Raw genomic sequence first — 18,321 nt, 5'->3', positions numbered from 1 at the left:
GAATGACACTAAAAAATTGAAAAAATGGACGTATTAATAAGACCATTGGTAACAGAAAAGATGACAGCTAAGAATACTGAGCTGAATCAGTTTGGTTTTATCGTTGCAAAGCGTGCCAACAAGATTCAGATCAAGGAAGCCGTTGAATCTTTGTATAGTGTTAAAGTTCTTGATGTTAATACAATGATGTATGCCGGCAAACGTAAGTTCCGCGGAACCCGCAGAGGTTATGTTCATGGACGCACCAACGCATTCAAGAAAGCTATTGTAACTTTAAAAGAAGGAGAGAAAATTGACTTTTACAGTAACGTATAAAACAAAATAGATTGCATGGGACTGAAGAAATTTAAACCGACAACTCCCGGTCAACGTTTTAAACTGGTGAGTTCGTTCGACGAAATAACGGCAACGGCTCCGGAAAAAAGCCTGGTAGTTCCTAATAAAAGAAGCGGTGGTAGAAATAACACCGGTAAGATGACAATGCGCTACATCGGCGGTGGACACAAGAAGATGTATCGATTGATCGATTTTAAAAGGGAAAAAGAAGGCATCCCGGCAACCGTTAAAACCATAGAATACGATCCTAATCGTAGTGCTCGTATCGCTTTGCTGTTTTACAGCGATGGCGAGAAGCGCTATATCATTGCACCCAATGGTTTGAAAGTTGGTCAGGAAATTTTTTCCGGTAAAGGAGTAGCTCCTGAAATCGGAAACACTTTATATTTAAGTGAAATTCCTTTCGGAACAGTAATTCACAACATCGAACTTAATCCTGGTCAGGGTGGAAAACTTGCCCGTAGTGCTGGTTCATACGCTCAGCTTCTTTCACGTGACGGCAAATATGCTGTTGTGAAGATGCCAAGTGGTGAAACCCGCCAGATTCTGCAATCATGCCGTGCTACTGTAGGTACTGTTTCGAATACAGAACACAACCTCGAAGTGAGTGGAAAAGCTGGTCGCAGCCGTTGGCAGGGTCGCCGTCCGCGTAACCGTGGTGTTGCCATGAACCCTGTTGATCACCCGATGGGTGGTGGTGAAGGCCGTCAAACCGGTGGACATCCTCGTTCACGCAAGGGCATTCCTGCTAAAGGTTTCAAAACCCGCAGGAAAAAGGCTTCAGACAATTTAATCATCGAACGTCGTAAAAAATAACAGGGATACACTATGAGTCGCTCATTGAAAAAAGGTCCTTATGTGCACCACAAACTCGAGAAACGAGTTACCGAAGCACAGAAATCCAGTAAAAAGATGACTATTAACACCTGGTCACGCGCATCGGTTATCACTCCTGAGTTCGTAGGCGCAACCATTGGAGTTCACAACGGAAATAAATTCATTCCCGTGTATGTTACCGAAAACATGGTGGGTCACAAACTTGGAGAATTTTCTCCAACCCGCATTTTCCGTGGTCATGCCGGTCAAAACAAGAAATAATCATTAAAAGGTAATTGTCATGGGAGCAAGAAAACGGATAAGTGCCGAGAAGCGTAAGGAAGCCCGTAAAGAGCAGTTCACTGCAAAACTAACGGGTTGCCCAATCACCCAGCGCAAAATGCGCCCGGTGGCCAATTTGGTCAGGGGTAAAAACGCTGATATCGCACTGGCAATACTGAAGACAACTTCTAATTCGTCGTCAGACTATTTGTACAAGCTGCTTACGTCAGCCATCAACAACTGGCAGCAGAAAACTGAGAATAAAATCAGAATGGAAGAAGCCGGACTGTATGTAAAGATAATCAATGTTGATGGTGGTCGCATGCTAAAACGCATTCAGCCTGCTCCTCAAGGCAGAGCTCATCGCATCAAGAAGCGTTCGAACCATGTTACCATTGAACTGGGCAGCAGAAGCGAAGAAGTAACTAATGTTGAAACACAAGAATAAAGAGCAGAATGGGACAAAAAACTAATCCTATAGGCAACAGACTTGGTATCACCCGCGGATGGGATTCTATCTGGTATGGTGGTAAGACTTTCGGTGAAAAACTCGTCGAGGATGACAAGGTTCGTAAGTATCTGAATGTACGTCTGGCAAAAGCCAGTGTTTCAAAAATATTTATTGAGCGCAGCGTGAAGCTTGTGACTGTCACCATTCATACCGCAAAACCCGGTTTCATCATCGGTCAGAAAGGTAAGGATGTTGACGAACTTCGCGAAGAGCTGAAGAAAATCACTCAGAAAGAAGTTCAGATTAATATATCTGAAATAAAACGCCCTGAAGTTGAAGCCGTTCTCGTTGCAAACAATATTGCACGTCAGATCGAAGGCCGTATGTCACACCGAAAAGCCATCAAAACCGCTGTTGCATCAACAATGCGCATGGGTGCTGAAGGCATGAAAGTGTCCATCTCTGGTCGAATCGGTGGAGCTGAAATGAGCCGTACCGAACATTATAAAGAAGGACGCACCCCGCTTCATACGCTCCGTGCTGATATCGATTATGCTCGTTCTGAAGCTCACACCACCTACGGCCGTCTCGGCATAAAAGTGTGGATTTGCAAAGGTGAAATATTTGGCAAGCCAGATTTCTACGGAATCGATGCTCCCAAAAACGATAAAAAACAGCGTCGCGGTGACAGACCCGACCGTGGTAGCGACCGTGGTGGTCAGCGTCCGGGCGGATTTAGCAAGCCGAGAGGTGGTAAAAAGAATAACTCTAATCAATAAACGGAAGAGTCATGTTACAGCCAAAGAAAACAAAATTCAGAAGGGTCCAGAAGGACAAAATGAAAGGCAATGCCAAACGTGGTCATCAGCTTGCATTTGGTTCATTTGGACTTAAAACCATGGAAGAAGCCTGGCTTACAGGACGACAGATCGAAGCAGCCCGTCAGGCTCTGACCCGTTACATGAAACGTGAAGGACAGATCTGGATCCGCATATTCCCCGACAAACCTATTACCAAGAAGCCTGCTGAAGTGCGAATGGGTAAAGGTAAAGGTGCTCCCGACTCTTTTGTTGCCCCGATCACTCCGGGCCGCATTATGTTTGAAGCCGAAGGCGTATCGCTTGAGATTGCAAAAGAAGCACTGCGTCTTGCTGCTCAGAAACTGCCGGTGAAAACCAAATTTGTTGTACGCCGTGACTATAGCGAAGCATAGTTCATAAAACAGAAATGCCATGAAGATAGAAGTAATAAAAGAAATGACAACGGAAGAACTGAAGGAGCGCCTGACCGAGGAGAAAAAACAGAGTGCAAAACTTCGGATGAACCATGCAGTGAACCCGCTGGATAATCCTGGCGTGATCGGGCAGACAAAGAAAACCATCGCACGTATCCAGACGGAACTGCGTAAACGTGAATTGGAAATCAAGTAATTTTTCAGCATAATGGAAAGAAACTTACGTAAAGAGCGAATCGGTGTAGTGACCAGCAACAAAATGGATAAATCTATGGTTGTTTTGGTTGAACGTCGCCTCATGCACCCTAAATATGGAAAGTTCATTAAGAAAACTACCAAATTTGCGGCTCATGATGAAAAGAACGAGTGCACAATAGGTGATAAGGTCCGCATTATGGAGACCCGCCCTTTGAGCAAAACTAAACGCTGGAGACTTGTTGAAATAATTGAAAAGGCTAAATAACCATGATACAGCAGGAATCAAGACTTAATGTAGCTGACAACAGCGGGGCCAAAGAGGTACTTTGCATCCGTGTTCTGGGCGGTACTAAACGTCGCTATGCTTCTGTGGGAGACAAAATCATCGTAACGGTGAAAGATGCTATCCCTTCAGGAAACATTAAAAAGGGCACCGTGTCCAAAGCAGTTGTTGTTCGCACTAAAAAAGAAATACGTCGCCCCGACGGTTCTTATATCCGCTTTGACGATAATGCAGTTGTGCTGCTTACCGCTACGGATGAATTGCGCGGAACCCGTATTTTCGGCCCCGTGCCACGCGAACTCCGCGACAAACAGTATATGAAAATTGTTTCACTTGCCCCCGAGGTACTATAATTCGCAGCGCTATGAAAGTGAAAATTAAAATTAAAAAAGGCGACAGTGTGAAGGTGATTTCCGGAAACGACCGTGGAACAGAAGGTCGTGTACTGGAAGTTTTCCCGGATTTAAACACTGCCATTGTGGAAGGTGTCAAGATTGTTTCCAAACATAGTCGCCCTTCAGCCAAAAACTCAAAAGGTGGCATTATTAAAAAGGAAGCACCCATCAATATTTCTAATCTGATGCTGGTTGATAAATCAGGCAAAGTCACCCGCGTGGGTCGTCAGGTGAAAGAAGATGGTACAATCGTTAGATATTCCAAAAAATCAAAGGAGGAAATTAAGTAATGGCTTACATTCCGCGATTAAGAGAAAAGTACGACAAGGAAATTGTTCCCGCTCTGATGCAGGAATTCCAGTTCAAAACAGTCATGCAGGTGCCAAAGCTCCTCAAGATTTCTGTCAACCAAGGTGTTGGCGGTGCTGTTACTGACAAAAAACTCATTGATTTTGCAGTGGACGAGATGACCAATGTAACAGGTCAGAAAGCTGTTCAAACCAAATCGAGAAAAGACATTTCAAACTTCAAGGTGCGTAAAGGCAACCCAGTGGGTGTTCGCGTTACGCTCCGTGGAAACACAATGTATGAATTCCTCGACCGTTTGATTTCGGTTTCCATCCCTCGCGTCCGTGACTTCAGGGGAATCAATGACAAAGGATTCGACGGCCGTGGTAATTACACTTTTGGTGTTACCGAACAAATTATATTCCCGGAGATCAATATTGACAAGATCAACAAGATCACCGGAATGGATATTACTTTTGTGACATCGGGCAGTTCCGATAAAGAAGCTCATGCATTGTTAAAGTCATTCGGTTTACCCTTCAAAAAACACTAGGTATGGCAAAAGAATCGATGAAAGCCCGCGAAGTAAAGCGGCAGAAAATGGTTGAAAAATACGCTGCTAAAAAAGAAGCTTTGAAAGCCGCCGGTGATTTCACTGCTCTGCAGAAAATTCCTAAAAACGCTTCTAAGATCAGATTGCACAACCGCTGCAAACTGACCGGACGTCCAAAAGGATATATGCGCATGTTCGGAATTTCGCGCATCAATTTCAGGCAAATGGCCCTGAATGGAGAAATTCCCGGAGTTAAAAAAGCAAGTTGGTAAATTATAAAACGATATAGAATGGTAACGGATTCCATTGCAGATTTTCTGACCCGCGTAAGAAACGCCATCAAAGCCAACCACCGCATTGTGGAGGTTCCATCCAACAAAATGCTGGTTGAACTGGCCAAGTTGTTACACGAGAACGGTTATATTCTCAATTATAAAGTTGAGGAAAGTACTTTTCCCAAGAGCCTTAAAGTGGCCCTAAAGTACAATCCTATTAACAAACTGTCGGCAATCACCGAGATTAAACGCGTGAGCCGTCCCGGTTTGCGTAAGTATTCTCCGAGTGATGAGATCCCGAAAGTGATGAACGGCCTTGGCATTGCCATCGTCAGCACTTCGAAGGGACTCATGACCGACAAGCAGGCCCGTAAAGAAAACGTTGGCGGCGAAGTCATTTGTTTTGTGTCATAATTAATAACAGGAGGAATTCCAATGTCAAGGATCGGAAAAAAACAGATTGATATACCGGCTGGCGTTCAGGTGAACGTTTCTGCGGACAATATCGTTACCGTAAAAGGTCCGAAAGGAGAACTGAAACAACAGATAGCTCCCGAATTAAAAATCAACATAGAAGGTTCGGTTCTTCATATGGAACGCTCAAATGAAGAGCGCCAGGTGAGATCTTTCCATGGTTTGTATCGTTCATTGCTGGCCAATATGGTTAAAGGTGTTTCCGAAGGGTTCACCACAACCATGGAGCTTGTCGGTGTAGGTTACAAATGCCTGGCTACCGGACAACTGCTTGATCTCAGTCTTGGTCATTCGCACAACATTTTGTTTGAATTACCAAAGGAAGTAAGCATCGAAACCATAACTGAAAAAGGAAAGAGCCCAACCATCATTCTGACGTCGCACGACAAGCAGCTGATCGGTCAGGTGGCAGCCAAAATCCGTTCGTTTCGCAAACCGGAGCCGTACAAAGGCAAGGGTGTCAGATTTAAAAATGAAGTTTTACGTCGTAAGGCTGGTAAAGCTGCTGCGGCTAAATAATAAAAGAGGCAACTATGGCTATCAAAAGCAGAAAAGAGTTCAGCAGAAAACGCATCAAGATGCGTATCCGCAAAGTGGTTTCGGGAACCGGCGAGTGTCCGCGCCTGTCAGTTTACCGCAGCTGCAAGGAAATTTATGCCCAGATTATCGATGACAAATCTGGCAAAACACTGGCTTCCGCATCATCACGCGTCAAAGGCGTTGCCGAGCAGAAAGTCACTAAAACCGATAAAGCGAAACTGGTTGGAAAGCTCGTAGCTGAGCGCGCTGTTGAAGCAGGCATTAAAGCAGTTGTCTTTGATCGCAACGGTTATCAGTATCACGGTAGAGTAAAAGCTTTGGCTGACGCAGCCAGAGAAGGTGGATTAAAATTCTGAGAAATATGGCTAATATCAGTATAAACAGAGTAAAATCGAGCGACGTTGAATTCAAGGATCGTCTCGTAAGCATTCAAAGGGTTACAAAAGTGACCAAGGGCGGACGCACCTTCAGCTTCTCAGCCATTGTGGTTGTGGGCAACGAAGATGGTGTTGTCGGTTACGGCCTCGGCAAAGCAAAGGAAGTAACTTCAGCCATCGCTAAAGGAATTGAAGATGCCAAGAAAAATCTTGTACGTGTTGCCATCCTGAAAGGGACTCTGCCTCACCAACAGGAAGGTAAATTTGGCGGTGCTACTGTCTTTCTTAAACCGGCCGCACCTGGTACCGGAGTCATCGCTGGTGGCGCCATGCGTGCTGTCCTTGAAAGTGTTGGCGTGAAAAACGTACTTGCAAAATCAAAGGGATCATCAAACCCGCATAACGTAGTAAAAGCTACTGTTGATGCACTGATGAACCTTAAAGATGCTCGCATGATTGCGCAACTTAGAGGCATTTCAATGGATAAAGTGTTTAACGGTTAATCTGAGAAAATATGAAAAAAGTTCGCATTACATTAATTCAGAGTCTGATTGACCGTCCTGCAATTCAACGCAAAAATATCCAGGCGCTGGGCCTCGGTAAAATGCATTCAAGTGTTGAACATACGGCAACCCCGCAAATTCTCGGGATGATCAGAAAAGTGAATCACCTGGTGAAAGTGGAAGAAATCTGACCTTAAAAAACTGACAACAATGGATTTAAGTAATTTAAAACCGGCAGACGGAGCAACAAAAAAAGATAAACGCATCGCTAGAGGCCAGGGATCCGGTCACGGTGGAACTTCTACTCGTGGTCACAAAGGTGCCCAGTCTCGTAGTGGTTACAGCCGTAAGATTGGTTTCGAAGGCGGCCAGATGCCTCTGCAACGTCGTGTTCCGAAATTCGGCTTCAAGAATATTAACCGCGTTGAATATCGCGCTCTCAATATCGATATGCTGCAGGAACTTGCAACGGCAAACAAACTGCAGGAAATCACTCCGGAAGTGCTTCGCGCTCATGGTCTGATTTCGAAAAACGATATCGTAAAAATCCTCGGCAGAGGAAAACTTACCATGAAACTGGACGTGAAAGCTCATGCTTTCTCAACTACTGCCGTTAAGGCAATTGAAGAACAAGGTGGTCAAGCAATCAAAATATAATTTTAATGAGTCGTCTCGTCAATACCTTCAAGAATATCAACAAAATAGAGGATCTTAAAAAGAGAATCCTCTACACGTTGCTGATCATTTTGATTTATCGCTTCGGATCCTACGTGGTTTTGCCTGGTATTGATCCCAATGCTCTTGGTGCGCTTCAGAATCAGGGACAAGACGGTCTTCTCGGTCTTATCAATATGTTTTCTGGGGGTGCTTTTTCCAATGCTTCTGTATTTGCACTTGGAATTATGCCCTATATTTCTGCTTCTATCGTTGTTCAGCTACTTGGCATTGCAGTTCCTTATTTCCAGAGACTGCAACGTGAAGGCGAAAGCGGAAGAAAGAAAATGAACCAGATAACCCGTTATCTGACGGTAATTATTACTGTTGCTCAGGCTCAGGGGTACATAGCAAATCTTGCTTCTCAGATTCCTGCCGGTGGCATTTATCCGTTTGATGCAGCTGTTTCTCAGGTTCCTTTCTTGTTCAGACTATCCTCTACCATTATACTTACAGCTGGAACGTTGTTCGTTATGTGGCTCGGAGAGCGTATTACTGACAAAGGTCTTGGAAACGGAATTTCGCTCATCATTATGATTGGTATCATTGCCCGACTGCCTTTTGCTTTGCTTGCAGAGTTTGCTTCCCGGATGGAAGTCTCTGGTGGCGGACTCATGGTCTTCATTGTTGAGCTTGTATTTCTCGTACTGGTTGTTGTAATGACTATTCTACTTGTTCAGGGAACCCGGAAGATTCCGGTCCAGTTTGCAAAACGAGTAGTCGGGAATAAACAATATGGCGGTGTTCGTCAGTATGTACCTCTTAAGGTAAATGCAGCAGGTGTTATGCCTATCATTTTTGCTCAGGCAATTATGTTTATTCCTATCACGCTTGCCGGTTTTGCCAATAGTGATACTTTCACTGGTGTGATAGCGGCATTCACCAATCCTAACGGATTCTGGTATAATTTTACTTTCGCAATTCTCATTATTCTTTTCACATACTTCTATACTGCTATCACCATCAATCCTAATCAGATGGCTGAGGACCTGAAGAAAAACGGCGGTTTTATTCCGGGCATTAAACCCGGTAAGCGTACAGCGGAATTCATCGATACCGTTATGTCGCGCATTACCCTGCCTGGATCCATGTTCCTCGCTCTAGTGGCAATTATGCCTGCCATTGTTAGTTTGTTTGGCGTCAACAGTCAGTTTGCTCAATTCTTTGGAGGTACTTCACTGTTGATTCTTGTCGGGGTAGTTCTCGATACTTTGCAGCAGGTTGAAAGTCATTTGCTCATGCGTCACTATGACGGACTTACAAAGTCTGGCCGTATAAAGGGCCGCACGTCGACCGGGATGGGAGGAATCTGATAGTTATGCTGCAGAAGCGTGAAGAGGAAATAGAATTACTGAAAAAGAGTTCTTTGCTTGTTGGAAAAACTTTGGGAGAAGTATCCCGCCTGCTGAAACCAGGAGTGGAAACACGAATGGTTGACAGGATTGCTGAGGAATTCATCCGTGACAACGGCGGAATTCCAGCGTTCAAGGGCTACAACGGATTTCCCGCTACTTTGTGTATCTCGATTAATGATCAGGTGGTACATGGGATTCCGGGTAATCGTGTGATAAAGGAAGGTGATATTGTTTCGGTTGACTGCGGTGCAGTACTGAACGGTTATGTTGGCGATTATGCGTACACCTTTTTAATTGGCGAAACCAATCAGAAAACCAAAGACCTTTTGCGCATTACGCAGGAGTCTTTGATGAAAGGAATAGCTGAAGCGGTACCCGGGAAGTGTGTTGGTGACATTGGTCATGCGGTACAGCTTCATGTTGAGCGAAATGGATTTCATGTAGTCCGCGATCTGGTTGGGCATGGAATAGGGCAGAAGCTACATGAAAAACCGGAAGTGCCGAATTACGGCAAACGAGGTCACGGAATGCCCCTTGTAGAAAATATGGTTCTTTGCATAGAACCGATGATCAATCAGGGAACATGGCGGGTGTATCAGGAAGCAGACGGATGGACCATCCGGACGCGCGACGGGAGCAACAGTGCACATTTCGAGCACATGGTTGTGGTGAGGAAAACTCCAGAAGTGATTTCAACTTACGAGTATATTGAAAACAGAGTGTAAAACAAAATATGGCAAAACAGGGTGCAATAGAACAAGATGGAACAGTTGTCGAGAGTTTGGGCAATGCAATGTTCCGCGTTGAACTGGAAAATGGGCATGTTATTCTGGCCCACATTTCCGGCAAGATGCGCATGCATTATATCAAAATTCTTCCAGGCGACAGAGTTCGTCTTGAAATTTCACCGTATGATTTGACCAAGGGAAGAATAACCTTCAGATACAAATAAAAACAGGACAGCACTATGAAAGTGAGAGCTTCAGTCAAGAAACGTACTCCAGATTGCAAAATCGTTCGCCGCAAAGGCAGAGTGTACATCATCAACAAAAAAAATCCTAAGTTTAAACAACGTCAGGGTTAATAACGAATTTGAAAAAAACAATATATGGCACGTATTGCAGGAATTGATTTACCAAAAAACAAGCGGGGCGAAATAGGTCTGACCTATATTTACGGAATTGGCCGTTCGACTTCCCGAGTAATTTTAACGAAAGCCAAAGTTGACTTCGATAAGAAGGTTCAGGACTGGGATGACAGCGATCTTTCAGCGATCCGTCAGGTCATCAGCGATGAAATTAAAACTGAAGGCGCGCTGCGCAGCGAAGTGCAGATGAACATTAAGCGATTGATGGACATTGGTTGCTATCGTGGCATTCGTCATCGTCTCGGACTTCCGTTGCGTGGACAGAGCACTAAGAACAATGCCCGTACTCGTAAAGGAAAGAAAAAGACAGTTGCCAACAAGAAGAAGGCACCTAAGGGTTGATAAAAATTGAAAATATCCAGATATGGCAAAACAAACTAAAACGGTCAGAAAGCGTAAGGTTAAGGTTGAACCTTTCGGAAATGCATATGTGAAGGCCTCCTTCAACAATATCATTATTTCGTTGACCAACGAAGACGGACAGGTTATTTCCTGGTCGTCAGCAGGGAAAATGGGTTTCAGGGGTAGCAAGAAAAACACTCCCTATGCAGCGCAGGTTTCAGCTGAAGATTGCGCAAAAGTCGCTTTCGATGCTGGTTTGCGTAAGGTGAAGGTGTATGTGTGCGGCCCTGGATCAGGACGCGAAAGTGCCGTCCGTAGCATTCATGGTGCCGGGATTGAAGTAACTGAAATTGTCGATGTTACTCCTATTCCTCACAATGGCTGCCGTCCTCCGAAACGCAGAAGGGTTTAATTAACTGAAGAAAAAATCAAGATATGGCAAGATATATCGGACCGAAGTCAAGAATTGCCCGTAAGTTCCAGGAACCTATTTACGGTCATGACAAATTTTTAGAAAAGAAAAAATATCCGCCGGGAATGCACGGACAGACCAAACGCAGAAGAAAAGTTTCTGAATATGGTGTTCAGCTTGCGGAAAAACAAAAAGCCAAGTATACCTATGGTATTTTGGAGCGCCAATTCAAAAAATTGTTCCTCCTTGCTTCAACCAAAAAAGGTGTTACTGGTGAAAAACTGCTTCAGTTTATCGAATCACGTCTCGACAACACTGTTTATCGTTTAGGTATTGGTAAAACCCGCGATGGCGCCCGCCAGCTCGTAAGCCACAAGCATATCGAAGTAAACGGTAAAGTTGTAAATGTGCCTTCATATTTACTGAAAGTGGGTGATGTGGTTTCGGTGCGCGAGAAATCGAAAAACCTTGAAATCATTTCCGATTCGCTGAGTGGACATAATAATAGTTACAGCTGGCTCGAATGGGACGGAGAAAAAATGTCTGGCAAATTCCTGAATTACCCGGAACGTGAAGCCATTCCTGAAAACATCAATGAGCAGCTGATCGTTGAATTGTACAACAAATAACAACCATAAATTCAAACTATGGCCATACTTAATTTCCAAAAACCGGATAAAGTCATTCAGCTCGAATCCGACGAACGTAAGGGAGTGTTTGAATTCAGACCTCTTGAACCGGGCTACGGCATAACCATTGGTAATGCCCTTCGTCGTATTTTGCTCTCTTCGCTCGAAGGCTTTAGCATCACCGGTGTGAAATTTGACAATGTCCTGCATGAATTCTCCACCATACCTGGTGTTGTAGAAGACATGGTCGACATCATTCTTAATCTCAAGCAGGTCCGCCTGAAACGCCAGATTGAAGAACTCAATTCTGAGCATGTAAATGCTGTTTTTCAAGGCCAGGAAGTTGTCACTGCCGGTGACCTTAATAAATTCCTTTCGGGATTTCAGGTTCTCAATCCGGATCTCGTGATCTGCCACCTCGACCCGACCGTAAAGCTGAGCTTTGAGCTGAATATAGAGAAAGGCCGTGGTTATGTTGCTGCCGAAGATCTTAAACCGGCTACCGAAAACATTGGCTATATTGCAATGGATGCTACTTTCACGCCTATCACCAATGTGAATTACGACATAGAGAATTTCCGCGTTGAACAGAAAACTGACTACGAAAAACTTGTTCTGACAATTCAGACCGACGGATCTATTCTCCCTAAAGATGCACTGAAAGACGCTTCTTCAATTCTTATTCAGCATTTCGTGCTTTTCTCTGACGATAAAATTGATATCGAACCTACAGAGAAAGCCGTTGTTGATGATTTTGATGAAGATTATCTCCACATGCGTCATCTGCTCAAAACCAAATTGTCGGATATGGATCTCAGTGTCCGCGCTCTCAACTGCCTCAAGGCTGCTGACGTAGAAACACTGGGTGAACTTGTTTCCTACAATAAAAATGACCTTCTGAAATTCAGGAATTTTGGTAAGAAATCACTGGCTGAACTTGAAGAACTGGTGAAATCGAAAAACCTGCACTTCGGAATGAATGTTTCAAAATATAAACTGGATAAGGATTAACCGAGATGAGACACAAACACGGATTTAATAAGCTTGGAAGAAAAACGGCTCACCGCGAAGCTATGTTGACAAACATGGCTTGTTCGCTGATCCTGCATAAACGCATTACTACTACTGTGCAGAAAGCTAAAGCGCTGCGCAGTTTCGTAGAACCTGTTATCACCCTCTCGAAGGATGATTCTATGCACCATCGTCGTATGGCTTTCAAATATCTGCAGGACAAAGAAGCTGTAAAAGAACTCTTCCACGATGTGGCAAATAAAGTTGCTGATCGTCCGGGTGGATACACACGTATTCTGAAAACTGACATGCGCGCCGGCGACAACGCTGAAATGTGCATGATGGAACTGGTGGATTACAACGAAGCCATGCTCGGTACGAAAGAAGCTAAGAAAACTACTACAGGTCGCACCCGTCGTTCGAAAGTGAAAAAGACGGACGAAGCTCCGGTGGTTGAAGCCAAACAGCCTAAAGCTGAAGAGGTGAAAGCCGAGGAAGTTGCTGAAGAAAAACCTGCAGAAGAACAGGCTCCGGAAAGCGACAGCGCTGAGAAATAATTGAGGGTACTGAATTTTTTCATACTTTTGGACAGGATATTTTCGGATATCCTGTCTTTCATTTTTAAACCAAAAAATTATGGCAACAATAGCAAATGTTTACGCACGTCAGATTCTTGACTCTCGCGGAAATCCTACAGTTGAGGTCGAACTCGTTACCTCTGGTGGTAATTTTGCCCGGGCATCAGTTCCTTCTGGCGCATCAACCGGTGTTCACGAAGCTCACGAGCTGCGCGACGGGGACAAAAAAATGTATGGTGGCAAAAGTGTTCTGAAAGCCGTCAATAATGTAAATAAGGTAATCGCTCCTGAAATCCTGGGCATTGATGTTACAGATCAGAACCAGATCGACCGGCTGATGATTCAGCTTGACGGAACAGACAATAAATCAAGCCTTGGCGCAAATGCAATCCTTGGTGTGTCACTCGCTGTGGCTCATGCCGCTGCTGCTGAAACAAACCAGCTGCTGTATCGCTATCTCGGCGGTGTCAACGCCAATACGCTTCCGATTCCAATGATGAACATCATCAATGGCGGATCGCATGCCGATAACAGCATCGACTTTCAGGAATTCATGATCATGCCAATCAATGCCGAAACGTTCAATCAGGCCATCCGCATGGGTACCGAAGTATTCCATTCATTGAAAGACGTTCTGAAAAAACGCGGCCTCTCAACCAATGTCGGCGATGAAGGCGGTTTTGCACCCAACCTGAAATCGAACGAAGAAGCGCTGCAGGTCATTATCGAAGCCATTGAAAAAGCCAAATACAAACCAGGTGTCGATATTGCAATCGCGCTTGATGTGGCTGCCAGCGAATTTTACAATGCTACCGATAAAAAATACCATTTCAAAAAATCGACGGGCGACAAACTCAGCTCGAAAGAAATGGCGTCGTTCCTCGCTGATTGGACCAAAAAATATCCGATCTATTCCATCGAAGACGGCATGGCTGAAGATGATTGGGATGGCTGGAAAATTATAACTGACAAAATTGGCGAAACTGTTCAGTTGGTTGGAGATGATTTGTTTGTAACCAACGTAAATCGTCTGGCGGATGGTATTGAGAAAGGCGTTGCCAATTCAATTCTGATCAAACTGAATCAGATTGGAACCGTTTCGGAAACCATTCAGGCCATCAACATGGCGCATCGCTATGGCTATTCTTCAATCATTAGCCACCGCAGTGGTGAAACCGAAGACACAACGATTGCCGATCTGGCCGTGGCTATGAATACCGGATTGATCAAAACTGGCAGTGCATGCCGCAGTGAACGTATTGCAAAATACAACCAGCTCATGCGCATCGAAGATATGCTGGGCGGTCAGTCGTATTACCTCGGAACCGATTTCGCTTTTTATCCTTACTGAAACAAGTCCCGCCTATGTCAATGATCAGGGAATTTGAAAAGAGCGGCAACCGCCTTTTCAAGTACAGAAGTTACGTCCCGCTTGTACTCTATGTTTTTGCAGCGTTGGCCATCTGGCTCGATAATGATGAATTTATTCCGTATCAGGAATACTGGTGGAGTTTGATCTGCCTCGGTGTTTCTGTAATTGGGATGATTGTACGTGTCATTGCCATTGGATACGCGCCGCGCGGGACATCGGGCCGCAACACCGGGAAGCAGATTGCCGATACCATTAATACTACCGGATTGTATTCAGTGGTGCGTCATCCGCTCTATCTGGGCAATTTTCTGATGTGGCTCGGCCTGATTATTTACGTCGGCAGCTGGGAGTTTCTGATATTTGCCGTGTTCTTTTTCTGGATTTATTACGAACGAATTATGTTTGCCGAAGAACGCTTCATCGGTGAAAAATTCGGTCAGGAATTCGAAGACTGGGCTGCAAAAACACCAGCATTTTTTCCGAAATGCAGCGGTTATATAAAAACTGGACGCAGCTTCAACTGGCGCAGTGTTATGCGCCGCGAGTATCACGGATTCTTCGCTACCATTCTCTCCTTCGCCATCATCAATTTTCTTAAACATCTTTTCTACACAAAAGAACCGATGCTCGATATTGAATGGATGATAGGACTGGGCGCGGCCCTGCTGATATACCTCTTCGTTCGCTTTGTCGTAAAAGCCACTCGATGGCTTGAAGTGAAGCCGAAAAACTGATTTTAAAAAAGGGACAAAATTTTGTCCCTTTTTTAATTATTTTTTCAGCTCTTTCAGCTTTGCATCCCATACATCGTATTTCACAGGCCGCAGTGTGAATTGCTCTCCAGCCTTGTTTTTAATGCGGATATCATGCTTTTTTGGATGTTCCCAGGAATCCATTTCTTCGAATGGAACATCTACTTTCAGCTTTGGCCGCTTCACACCGGAAACCTCAACAGCTGCCCTCACCAGTAATCCGCCGCCGGGAACCATTTTCTGTTCCACAAAAGCAACACGCTTGTCGGTCATAACGATCGTTCCGGTTTTTGCATTCAGAATGCCCTTCACGTAAAAGCCCTGTTCTTCGGACAGGATGTTTTCCCCCGGGAAAAAGTCTTGAAATTTACTCATAACAGTTTTTGTTTTTGTAAAAATACTAATTCCTGCAAGTTCAGCAACTCTGTTTTGAGTTACCATCGTAACTCCTCAGCTCATTCTTTAACCTCTCTGCGTCGCAAAGCGACCTGAGTGCGTTAAAGAAATACAACCTTCTCAGCTCCTTCTCAGAGCCGACAGCTATTTGTCACGCTTGTTACCCGTAACGTTTGTAACGCGTAACGAAAGCTAAAACTCACAACTGGCCACTATTTCTTATCTTTGCACAAAATCTACCACCATGGCTGGAAAAGACGACGTAAAGACATTGAAGGAGCGCCACAACGCTCTGAGGAGGTTCCTTTGACATCGATCAAAGAAGACCTGATTTCGAAGAAAATGAAAAAAAGACTTTAGCTCCTGATTTTTGGGACAACCCTAAAGAAGCTGAGAAATTTCTAAAAATTCTTAGCGAAAAAAAATCCTGGATTACCCGCTACGACAACGTTACAATGGCTGTTGATGAATTGGAGGTTGCACTCGAATTTCTAGCCAGTGGCGACATGAGCCAGGAAGAGTTCGATCAGACTTTTTCTGTTGCCCAGACAGCGATTGAGGAACTTGAGTTTTTTAATATGCTCAGCGGCGAAGAAGATAAACTCAGCTCCATTATCACCATCAACTCAGGTGCAGGCGGCACTGAGAGCCAGGATTGGGCCGAGATGCTCATGCGGATGTACATGCGATGGGCCGAACGAAATAACTTTAAAGTTACCGAACTCGACATGCAGGCCGGCGATGTAGCTGGAATTAAATCATGCTCACTCGAAATCGAAGGCGATTATGCATTCGGCTATTTGAAGAGCGAGAGCGGTGTTCACCGTCTGGTGCGGCTTTCACCATTCGATGCCAATGAGCGCCGTCACACTTCGTTTGCATCGGTATATGCTTACCCTGTGGTTGATGACAATATTGATATAGTCCTCAATCCGGCCGATCTCGATTGGGACACCTTTCGCAGCTCTGGCCCCGGCGGTCAGAATGTGAACAAAGTCGAAACTGCCGTTCGTGTGCGCCACGCGCCTTCGGGCATTGTGGTCGAATGCCAGGTAACGCGCTCTCAGCTTCAGAACCGCGAAAAGGCAATCCAGATGTTGAAATCGCAATTGTACGAACTGGAGCTACGCAAAAAACGCGAAGCCATTGACGCCATCGAAAGCAGCAAAAAGAAAATCGAGTGGGGCTCTCAAATCCGCAGCTACGTGCTGCATCCGTACCGCATGGTGAAAGACAACAGAACCAGTTATGAAACTTCCGACACCCAGGGCGTTCTCGATGGAGACATTCAAGGGTTTATCAAAGCCTATCTGATGCAGTTTGGGAGAGCGTAGGGGATTAATGAATTAGCGTCTGACTGCATGGTGTCGTGCGTAATTATAGTGCGAAAGCCCGTCAGATGCCTAAGCATTTTTCGGGACACGAACGCTCCAAATCACTGAACCCCCACATCAATTGGTATTGGGCGAGGTTGTGCCCAGAGTGATTTCTACTTCCGAATAAATTCTTTCCCAAAAATTTGGTTCTAATACGATCACATCGTCACTGGTATATGGAATATTATCGGCACCAGCGTAAATATGAATGATATTATCATTGTTGAACCCCAAAGTCGAAACAATTGTTTTTGTTTGTTCAGGCAGTGGTGGCGTCAAAGTCCATTCAGTAAATTTATTGCTTTTAATTTGATATGTAGGAAACATATTAAGCCCCTCAATTATTTGGCAGCTGTCAATATACGTACTGTCAGTCCCTCCAAAAACCATCCAAATAGATGGGTAAAACACTTTTAATTCTTCAACGGCTTGATTCAGGGGGTAGATTTCTGTTGTTAGAATATTCCCGTTTTGTTGAGCAAAACTTCCTCCATCAATATCAAATTGAATTAAATGAACATCGCTGTATTCAGAGGGTAATTCAATTACTTGTTTTAAATTCATCTGAATTACCAATTTTTTAAAAGTAACATCATGTTTAAAATATTCTCCCTCTCCATCCGCATTCTCATATACGCTACCGCCTAGCATGGGTATAACCGGGATTGTGGCATTATTGGAAAAATCAGCAGTCAATCCTTCATTGTGCGTCAGATCTATGAGTGTCATATAATCCTCATTTGCATTCATGTAATAATAGGCAAACCAATCAAATTCACCAATAAAACTTGACGGTGTAATGCTGGTGATAAAATCTCCAAATTGCGTGTAACGCAATTCTTGTGTGCTTTTCATAGATTTGCCACTTCGATTCTGTTGTGCTGTGGTTAATTTTATTTGCTGCTTTAAATTCCCATATTTTTCTTTTTTACATCCAGCAAAAAGTAAAACGATCAAAAGGAAAATCAATGTTTGTTTCATAGTTTTAAATTTAAGTGGTTTTAAATAAAACATAACTCCCGGACATATATTAATATCGGCCAAATTTGTCTATTCCCTTTCTATTTACAGCTTCCAGCCATTATTGTGGGGCTTATAAGCGTAATTGCTTTTTTTAATCTTGCCGTATCGGAATAGCAAATATAAAATAATCAAATGACACCCGCAAAATATTTCCTCTGTGTCTTCGCGCACCCCAAGTCAGCCTCAGTGGCACAATGTCACGAAAATAT

Annotated in this window: 31 protein-coding genes; 29 read left to right on the top strand and 2 right to left on the bottom strand. The window is 44.2% G+C overall.

Annotated elements, in window-relative coordinates; all coding sequences use genetic code 11:
• Positions 1-24: 24 nt before the first annotated feature.
• The 28 genes from A2W93_01970 (at position 25) to A2W93_01835 (ending at position 15,299) form a co-directional block, all read left to right on the top strand.
• Positions 25-315: a 50S ribosomal protein L23 gene (locus A2W93_01970; GenBank protein ID OFY55832.1), complete on the top strand. Its 291-nt coding sequence runs from the start codon at positions 25-27 to the stop codon at positions 313-315.
• A gap of 15 nt (positions 316-330) precedes the next feature.
• Positions 331-1,152, top strand: coding sequence for a 50S ribosomal protein L2 (locus A2W93_01965; protein ID OFY55831.1), 822 nt, complete (start codon positions 331-333; stop codon positions 1,150-1,152).
• A gap of 12 nt (positions 1,153-1,164) precedes the next feature.
• Positions 1,165-1,434 (top strand): 30S ribosomal protein S19, encoded by a 270-nt coding sequence (locus tag A2W93_01960; GenBank protein OFY55830.1) that lies wholly within the window; start codon positions 1,165-1,167, stop codon positions 1,432-1,434.
• 19 nt (positions 1,435-1,453) lie between these two features.
• Positions 1,454-1,882 (top strand): 50S ribosomal protein L22, encoded by a 429-nt coding sequence (locus A2W93_01955; GenBank protein ID OFY55829.1) that lies wholly within the window; start codon positions 1,454-1,456, stop codon positions 1,880-1,882.
• Positions 1,883-1,890: 8 nt separating this feature from the next.
• Positions 1,891-2,664, top strand: coding sequence for a 30S ribosomal protein S3 (locus A2W93_01950; protein ID OFY55828.1), 774 nt, complete (start codon positions 1,891-1,893; stop codon positions 2,662-2,664).
• Between the two features lie 11 nt (positions 2,665-2,675).
• On the top strand, positions 2,676-3,098 hold the full coding sequence (locus A2W93_01945; protein ID OFY55827.1) for a 50S ribosomal protein L16: 423 nt from the start codon (positions 2,676-2,678) through the stop codon (positions 3,096-3,098).
• Positions 3,099-3,117: 19 nt separating this feature from the next.
• Positions 3,118-3,315: a 50S ribosomal protein L29 gene (locus A2W93_01940; GenBank protein OFY55826.1), complete on the top strand. Its 198-nt coding sequence runs from the start codon at positions 3,118-3,120 to the stop codon at positions 3,313-3,315.
• 12 nt (positions 3,316-3,327) lie between these two features.
• Positions 3,328-3,582 carry a 30S ribosomal protein S17 gene (locus A2W93_01935; GenBank protein OFY55825.1) on the top strand — a complete coding sequence of 85 codons (255 nt, stop codon included), beginning with the start codon at positions 3,328-3,330 and terminating at the stop codon, positions 3,580-3,582.
• Between the two features lie 2 nt (positions 3,583-3,584).
• On the top strand, positions 3,585-3,953 hold the full coding sequence (locus tag A2W93_01930) for a 50S ribosomal protein L14 (protein ID OFY55824.1): 369 nt from the start codon (positions 3,585-3,587) through the stop codon (positions 3,951-3,953).
• A gap of 11 nt (positions 3,954-3,964) precedes the next feature.
• Positions 3,965-4,285 carry a 50S ribosomal protein L24 gene (locus A2W93_01925; protein OFY55823.1) on the top strand — a complete coding sequence of 107 codons (321 nt, stop codon included), beginning with the start codon at positions 3,965-3,967 and terminating at the stop codon, positions 4,283-4,285.
• Positions 4,285-4,836, top strand: coding sequence for a 50S ribosomal protein L5 (locus A2W93_01920; protein ID OFY55822.1), 552 nt, complete (start codon positions 4,285-4,287; stop codon positions 4,834-4,836). The genes A2W93_01925 and A2W93_01920 overlap by 1 nt, the downstream gene beginning before the upstream one ends.
• Positions 4,837-4,838: 2 nt before the next feature.
• Entirely contained in the window at positions 4,839-5,108 is a 270-nt protein-coding gene (locus A2W93_01915; GenBank protein ID OFY55821.1) for a 30S ribosomal protein S14, read from the top strand.
• Between the two features lie 18 nt (positions 5,109-5,126).
• Positions 5,127-5,525 (top strand): 30S ribosomal protein S8, encoded by a 399-nt coding sequence (locus A2W93_01910; protein OFY55820.1) that lies wholly within the window; start codon positions 5,127-5,129, stop codon positions 5,523-5,525.
• 21 nt (positions 5,526-5,546) lie between these two features.
• Positions 5,547-6,104, top strand: a complete 558-nt coding sequence (locus A2W93_01905) for a 50S ribosomal protein L6 (GenBank protein OFY55819.1) — start codon at positions 5,547-5,549, stop codon at positions 6,102-6,104.
• 14 nt (positions 6,105-6,118) lie between these two features.
• On the top strand, positions 6,119-6,481 hold the full coding sequence (locus A2W93_01900; protein OFY55818.1) for a 50S ribosomal protein L18: 363 nt from the start codon (positions 6,119-6,121) through the stop codon (positions 6,479-6,481).
• A 5-nt stretch (positions 6,482-6,486) separates the two neighbouring features.
• Positions 6,487-7,005: a 30S ribosomal protein S5 gene (locus tag A2W93_01895; GenBank protein OFY55817.1), complete on the top strand. Its 519-nt coding sequence runs from the start codon at positions 6,487-6,489 to the stop codon at positions 7,003-7,005.
• 11 nt (positions 7,006-7,016) lie between these two features.
• The gene (locus A2W93_01890) at positions 7,017-7,196 is read left to right on the top strand and encodes a 50S ribosomal protein L30 (GenBank protein ID OFY55816.1); all 180 of its coding nucleotides are present in this window, start codon (positions 7,017-7,019) and stop codon (positions 7,194-7,196) included.
• Between the two features lie 19 nt (positions 7,197-7,215).
• Positions 7,216-7,662 (top strand): 50S ribosomal protein L15, encoded by a 447-nt coding sequence (locus A2W93_01885; protein ID OFY55815.1) that lies wholly within the window; start codon positions 7,216-7,218, stop codon positions 7,660-7,662.
• Between the two features lie 5 nt (positions 7,663-7,667).
• On the top strand, positions 7,668-9,032 hold the full coding sequence (locus A2W93_01880) for a preprotein translocase subunit SecY (GenBank protein ID OFY55814.1): 1,365 nt from the start codon (positions 7,668-7,670) through the stop codon (positions 9,030-9,032).
• A 5-nt stretch (positions 9,033-9,037) separates the two neighbouring features.
• Positions 9,038-9,799 (top strand): type I methionyl aminopeptidase, encoded by a 762-nt coding sequence (locus A2W93_01875; protein ID OFY55813.1) that lies wholly within the window; start codon positions 9,038-9,040, stop codon positions 9,797-9,799.
• 8 nt (positions 9,800-9,807) lie between these two features.
• The gene (locus A2W93_01870; protein OFY55812.1) at positions 9,808-10,026 is read left to right on the top strand and encodes a translation initiation factor IF-1; all 219 of its coding nucleotides are present in this window, start codon (positions 9,808-9,810) and stop codon (positions 10,024-10,026) included.
• Positions 10,027-10,182: 156 nt separating this feature from the next.
• A complete protein-coding gene (locus A2W93_01865; GenBank protein ID OFY55811.1) occupies positions 10,183-10,563 on the top strand; it encodes a 30S ribosomal protein S13 in 381 nt (126 codons plus the stop codon).
• 22 nt (positions 10,564-10,585) lie between these two features.
• Positions 10,586-10,975 (top strand): 30S ribosomal protein S11, encoded by a 390-nt coding sequence (locus A2W93_01860; protein ID OFY55810.1) that lies wholly within the window; start codon positions 10,586-10,588, stop codon positions 10,973-10,975.
• A gap of 23 nt (positions 10,976-10,998) precedes the next feature.
• On the top strand, positions 10,999-11,604 hold the full coding sequence (locus A2W93_01855) for a 30S ribosomal protein S4 (protein OFY55809.1): 606 nt from the start codon (positions 10,999-11,001) through the stop codon (positions 11,602-11,604).
• Positions 11,605-11,622: 18 nt separating this feature from the next.
• Positions 11,623-12,615, top strand: coding sequence for a DNA-directed RNA polymerase subunit alpha (locus A2W93_01850; GenBank protein ID OFY55808.1), 993 nt, complete (start codon positions 11,623-11,625; stop codon positions 12,613-12,615).
• A 5-nt stretch (positions 12,616-12,620) separates the two neighbouring features.
• The gene (locus A2W93_01845) at positions 12,621-13,172 is read left to right on the top strand and encodes a 50S ribosomal protein L17 (protein ID OFY55807.1); all 552 of its coding nucleotides are present in this window, start codon (positions 12,621-12,623) and stop codon (positions 13,170-13,172) included.
• A gap of 79 nt (positions 13,173-13,251) precedes the next feature.
• A complete protein-coding gene (locus A2W93_01840) occupies positions 13,252-14,544 on the top strand; it encodes a phosphopyruvate hydratase (protein ID OFY55806.1) in 1,293 nt (430 codons plus the stop codon).
• Positions 14,545-14,558: 14 nt separating this feature from the next.
• A complete protein-coding gene (locus A2W93_01835; GenBank protein ID OFY55805.1) occupies positions 14,559-15,299 on the top strand; it encodes a hypothetical protein in 741 nt (246 codons plus the stop codon).
• A gap of 36 nt (positions 15,300-15,335) precedes the next feature.
• On the opposite strand, the gene A2W93_01830 is transcribed toward A2W93_01835, so the two are convergent.
• Positions 15,336-15,692 (bottom strand): hypothetical protein, encoded by a 357-nt coding sequence (locus A2W93_01830; protein OFY55804.1) that lies wholly within the window; start codon positions 15,690-15,692, stop codon positions 15,336-15,338.
• Positions 15,693-16,168: 476 nt separating this feature from the next.
• On the opposite strand from A2W93_01830, the gene A2W93_01825 reads away from it, so the two are divergent.
• The gene (locus A2W93_01825) at positions 16,169-17,047 is read left to right on the top strand and encodes a peptide chain release factor 2 (protein ID OFY55803.1); all 879 of its coding nucleotides are present in this window, start codon (positions 16,169-16,171) and stop codon (positions 17,045-17,047) included.
• Positions 17,048-17,164: 117 nt separating this feature from the next.
• On the opposite strand, the gene A2W93_01820 is transcribed toward A2W93_01825, so the two are convergent.
• Complete coding sequence (locus A2W93_01820; protein OFY55802.1) at positions 17,165-18,103, bottom strand: hypothetical protein; 939 nt, start codon at positions 18,101-18,103, stop codon at positions 17,165-17,167.
• Positions 18,104-18,321: the final 218 nt, after the last annotated feature.

Source organism: Bacteroidetes bacterium GWF2_43_63, assembly GCA_001769275.1.
GTDB lineage: Bacteria > Bacteroidota > Bacteroidia > Bacteroidales > DTU049 > GWF2-43-63.
This window is presented reverse-complemented; position numbering and strand designations above follow the sequence as displayed.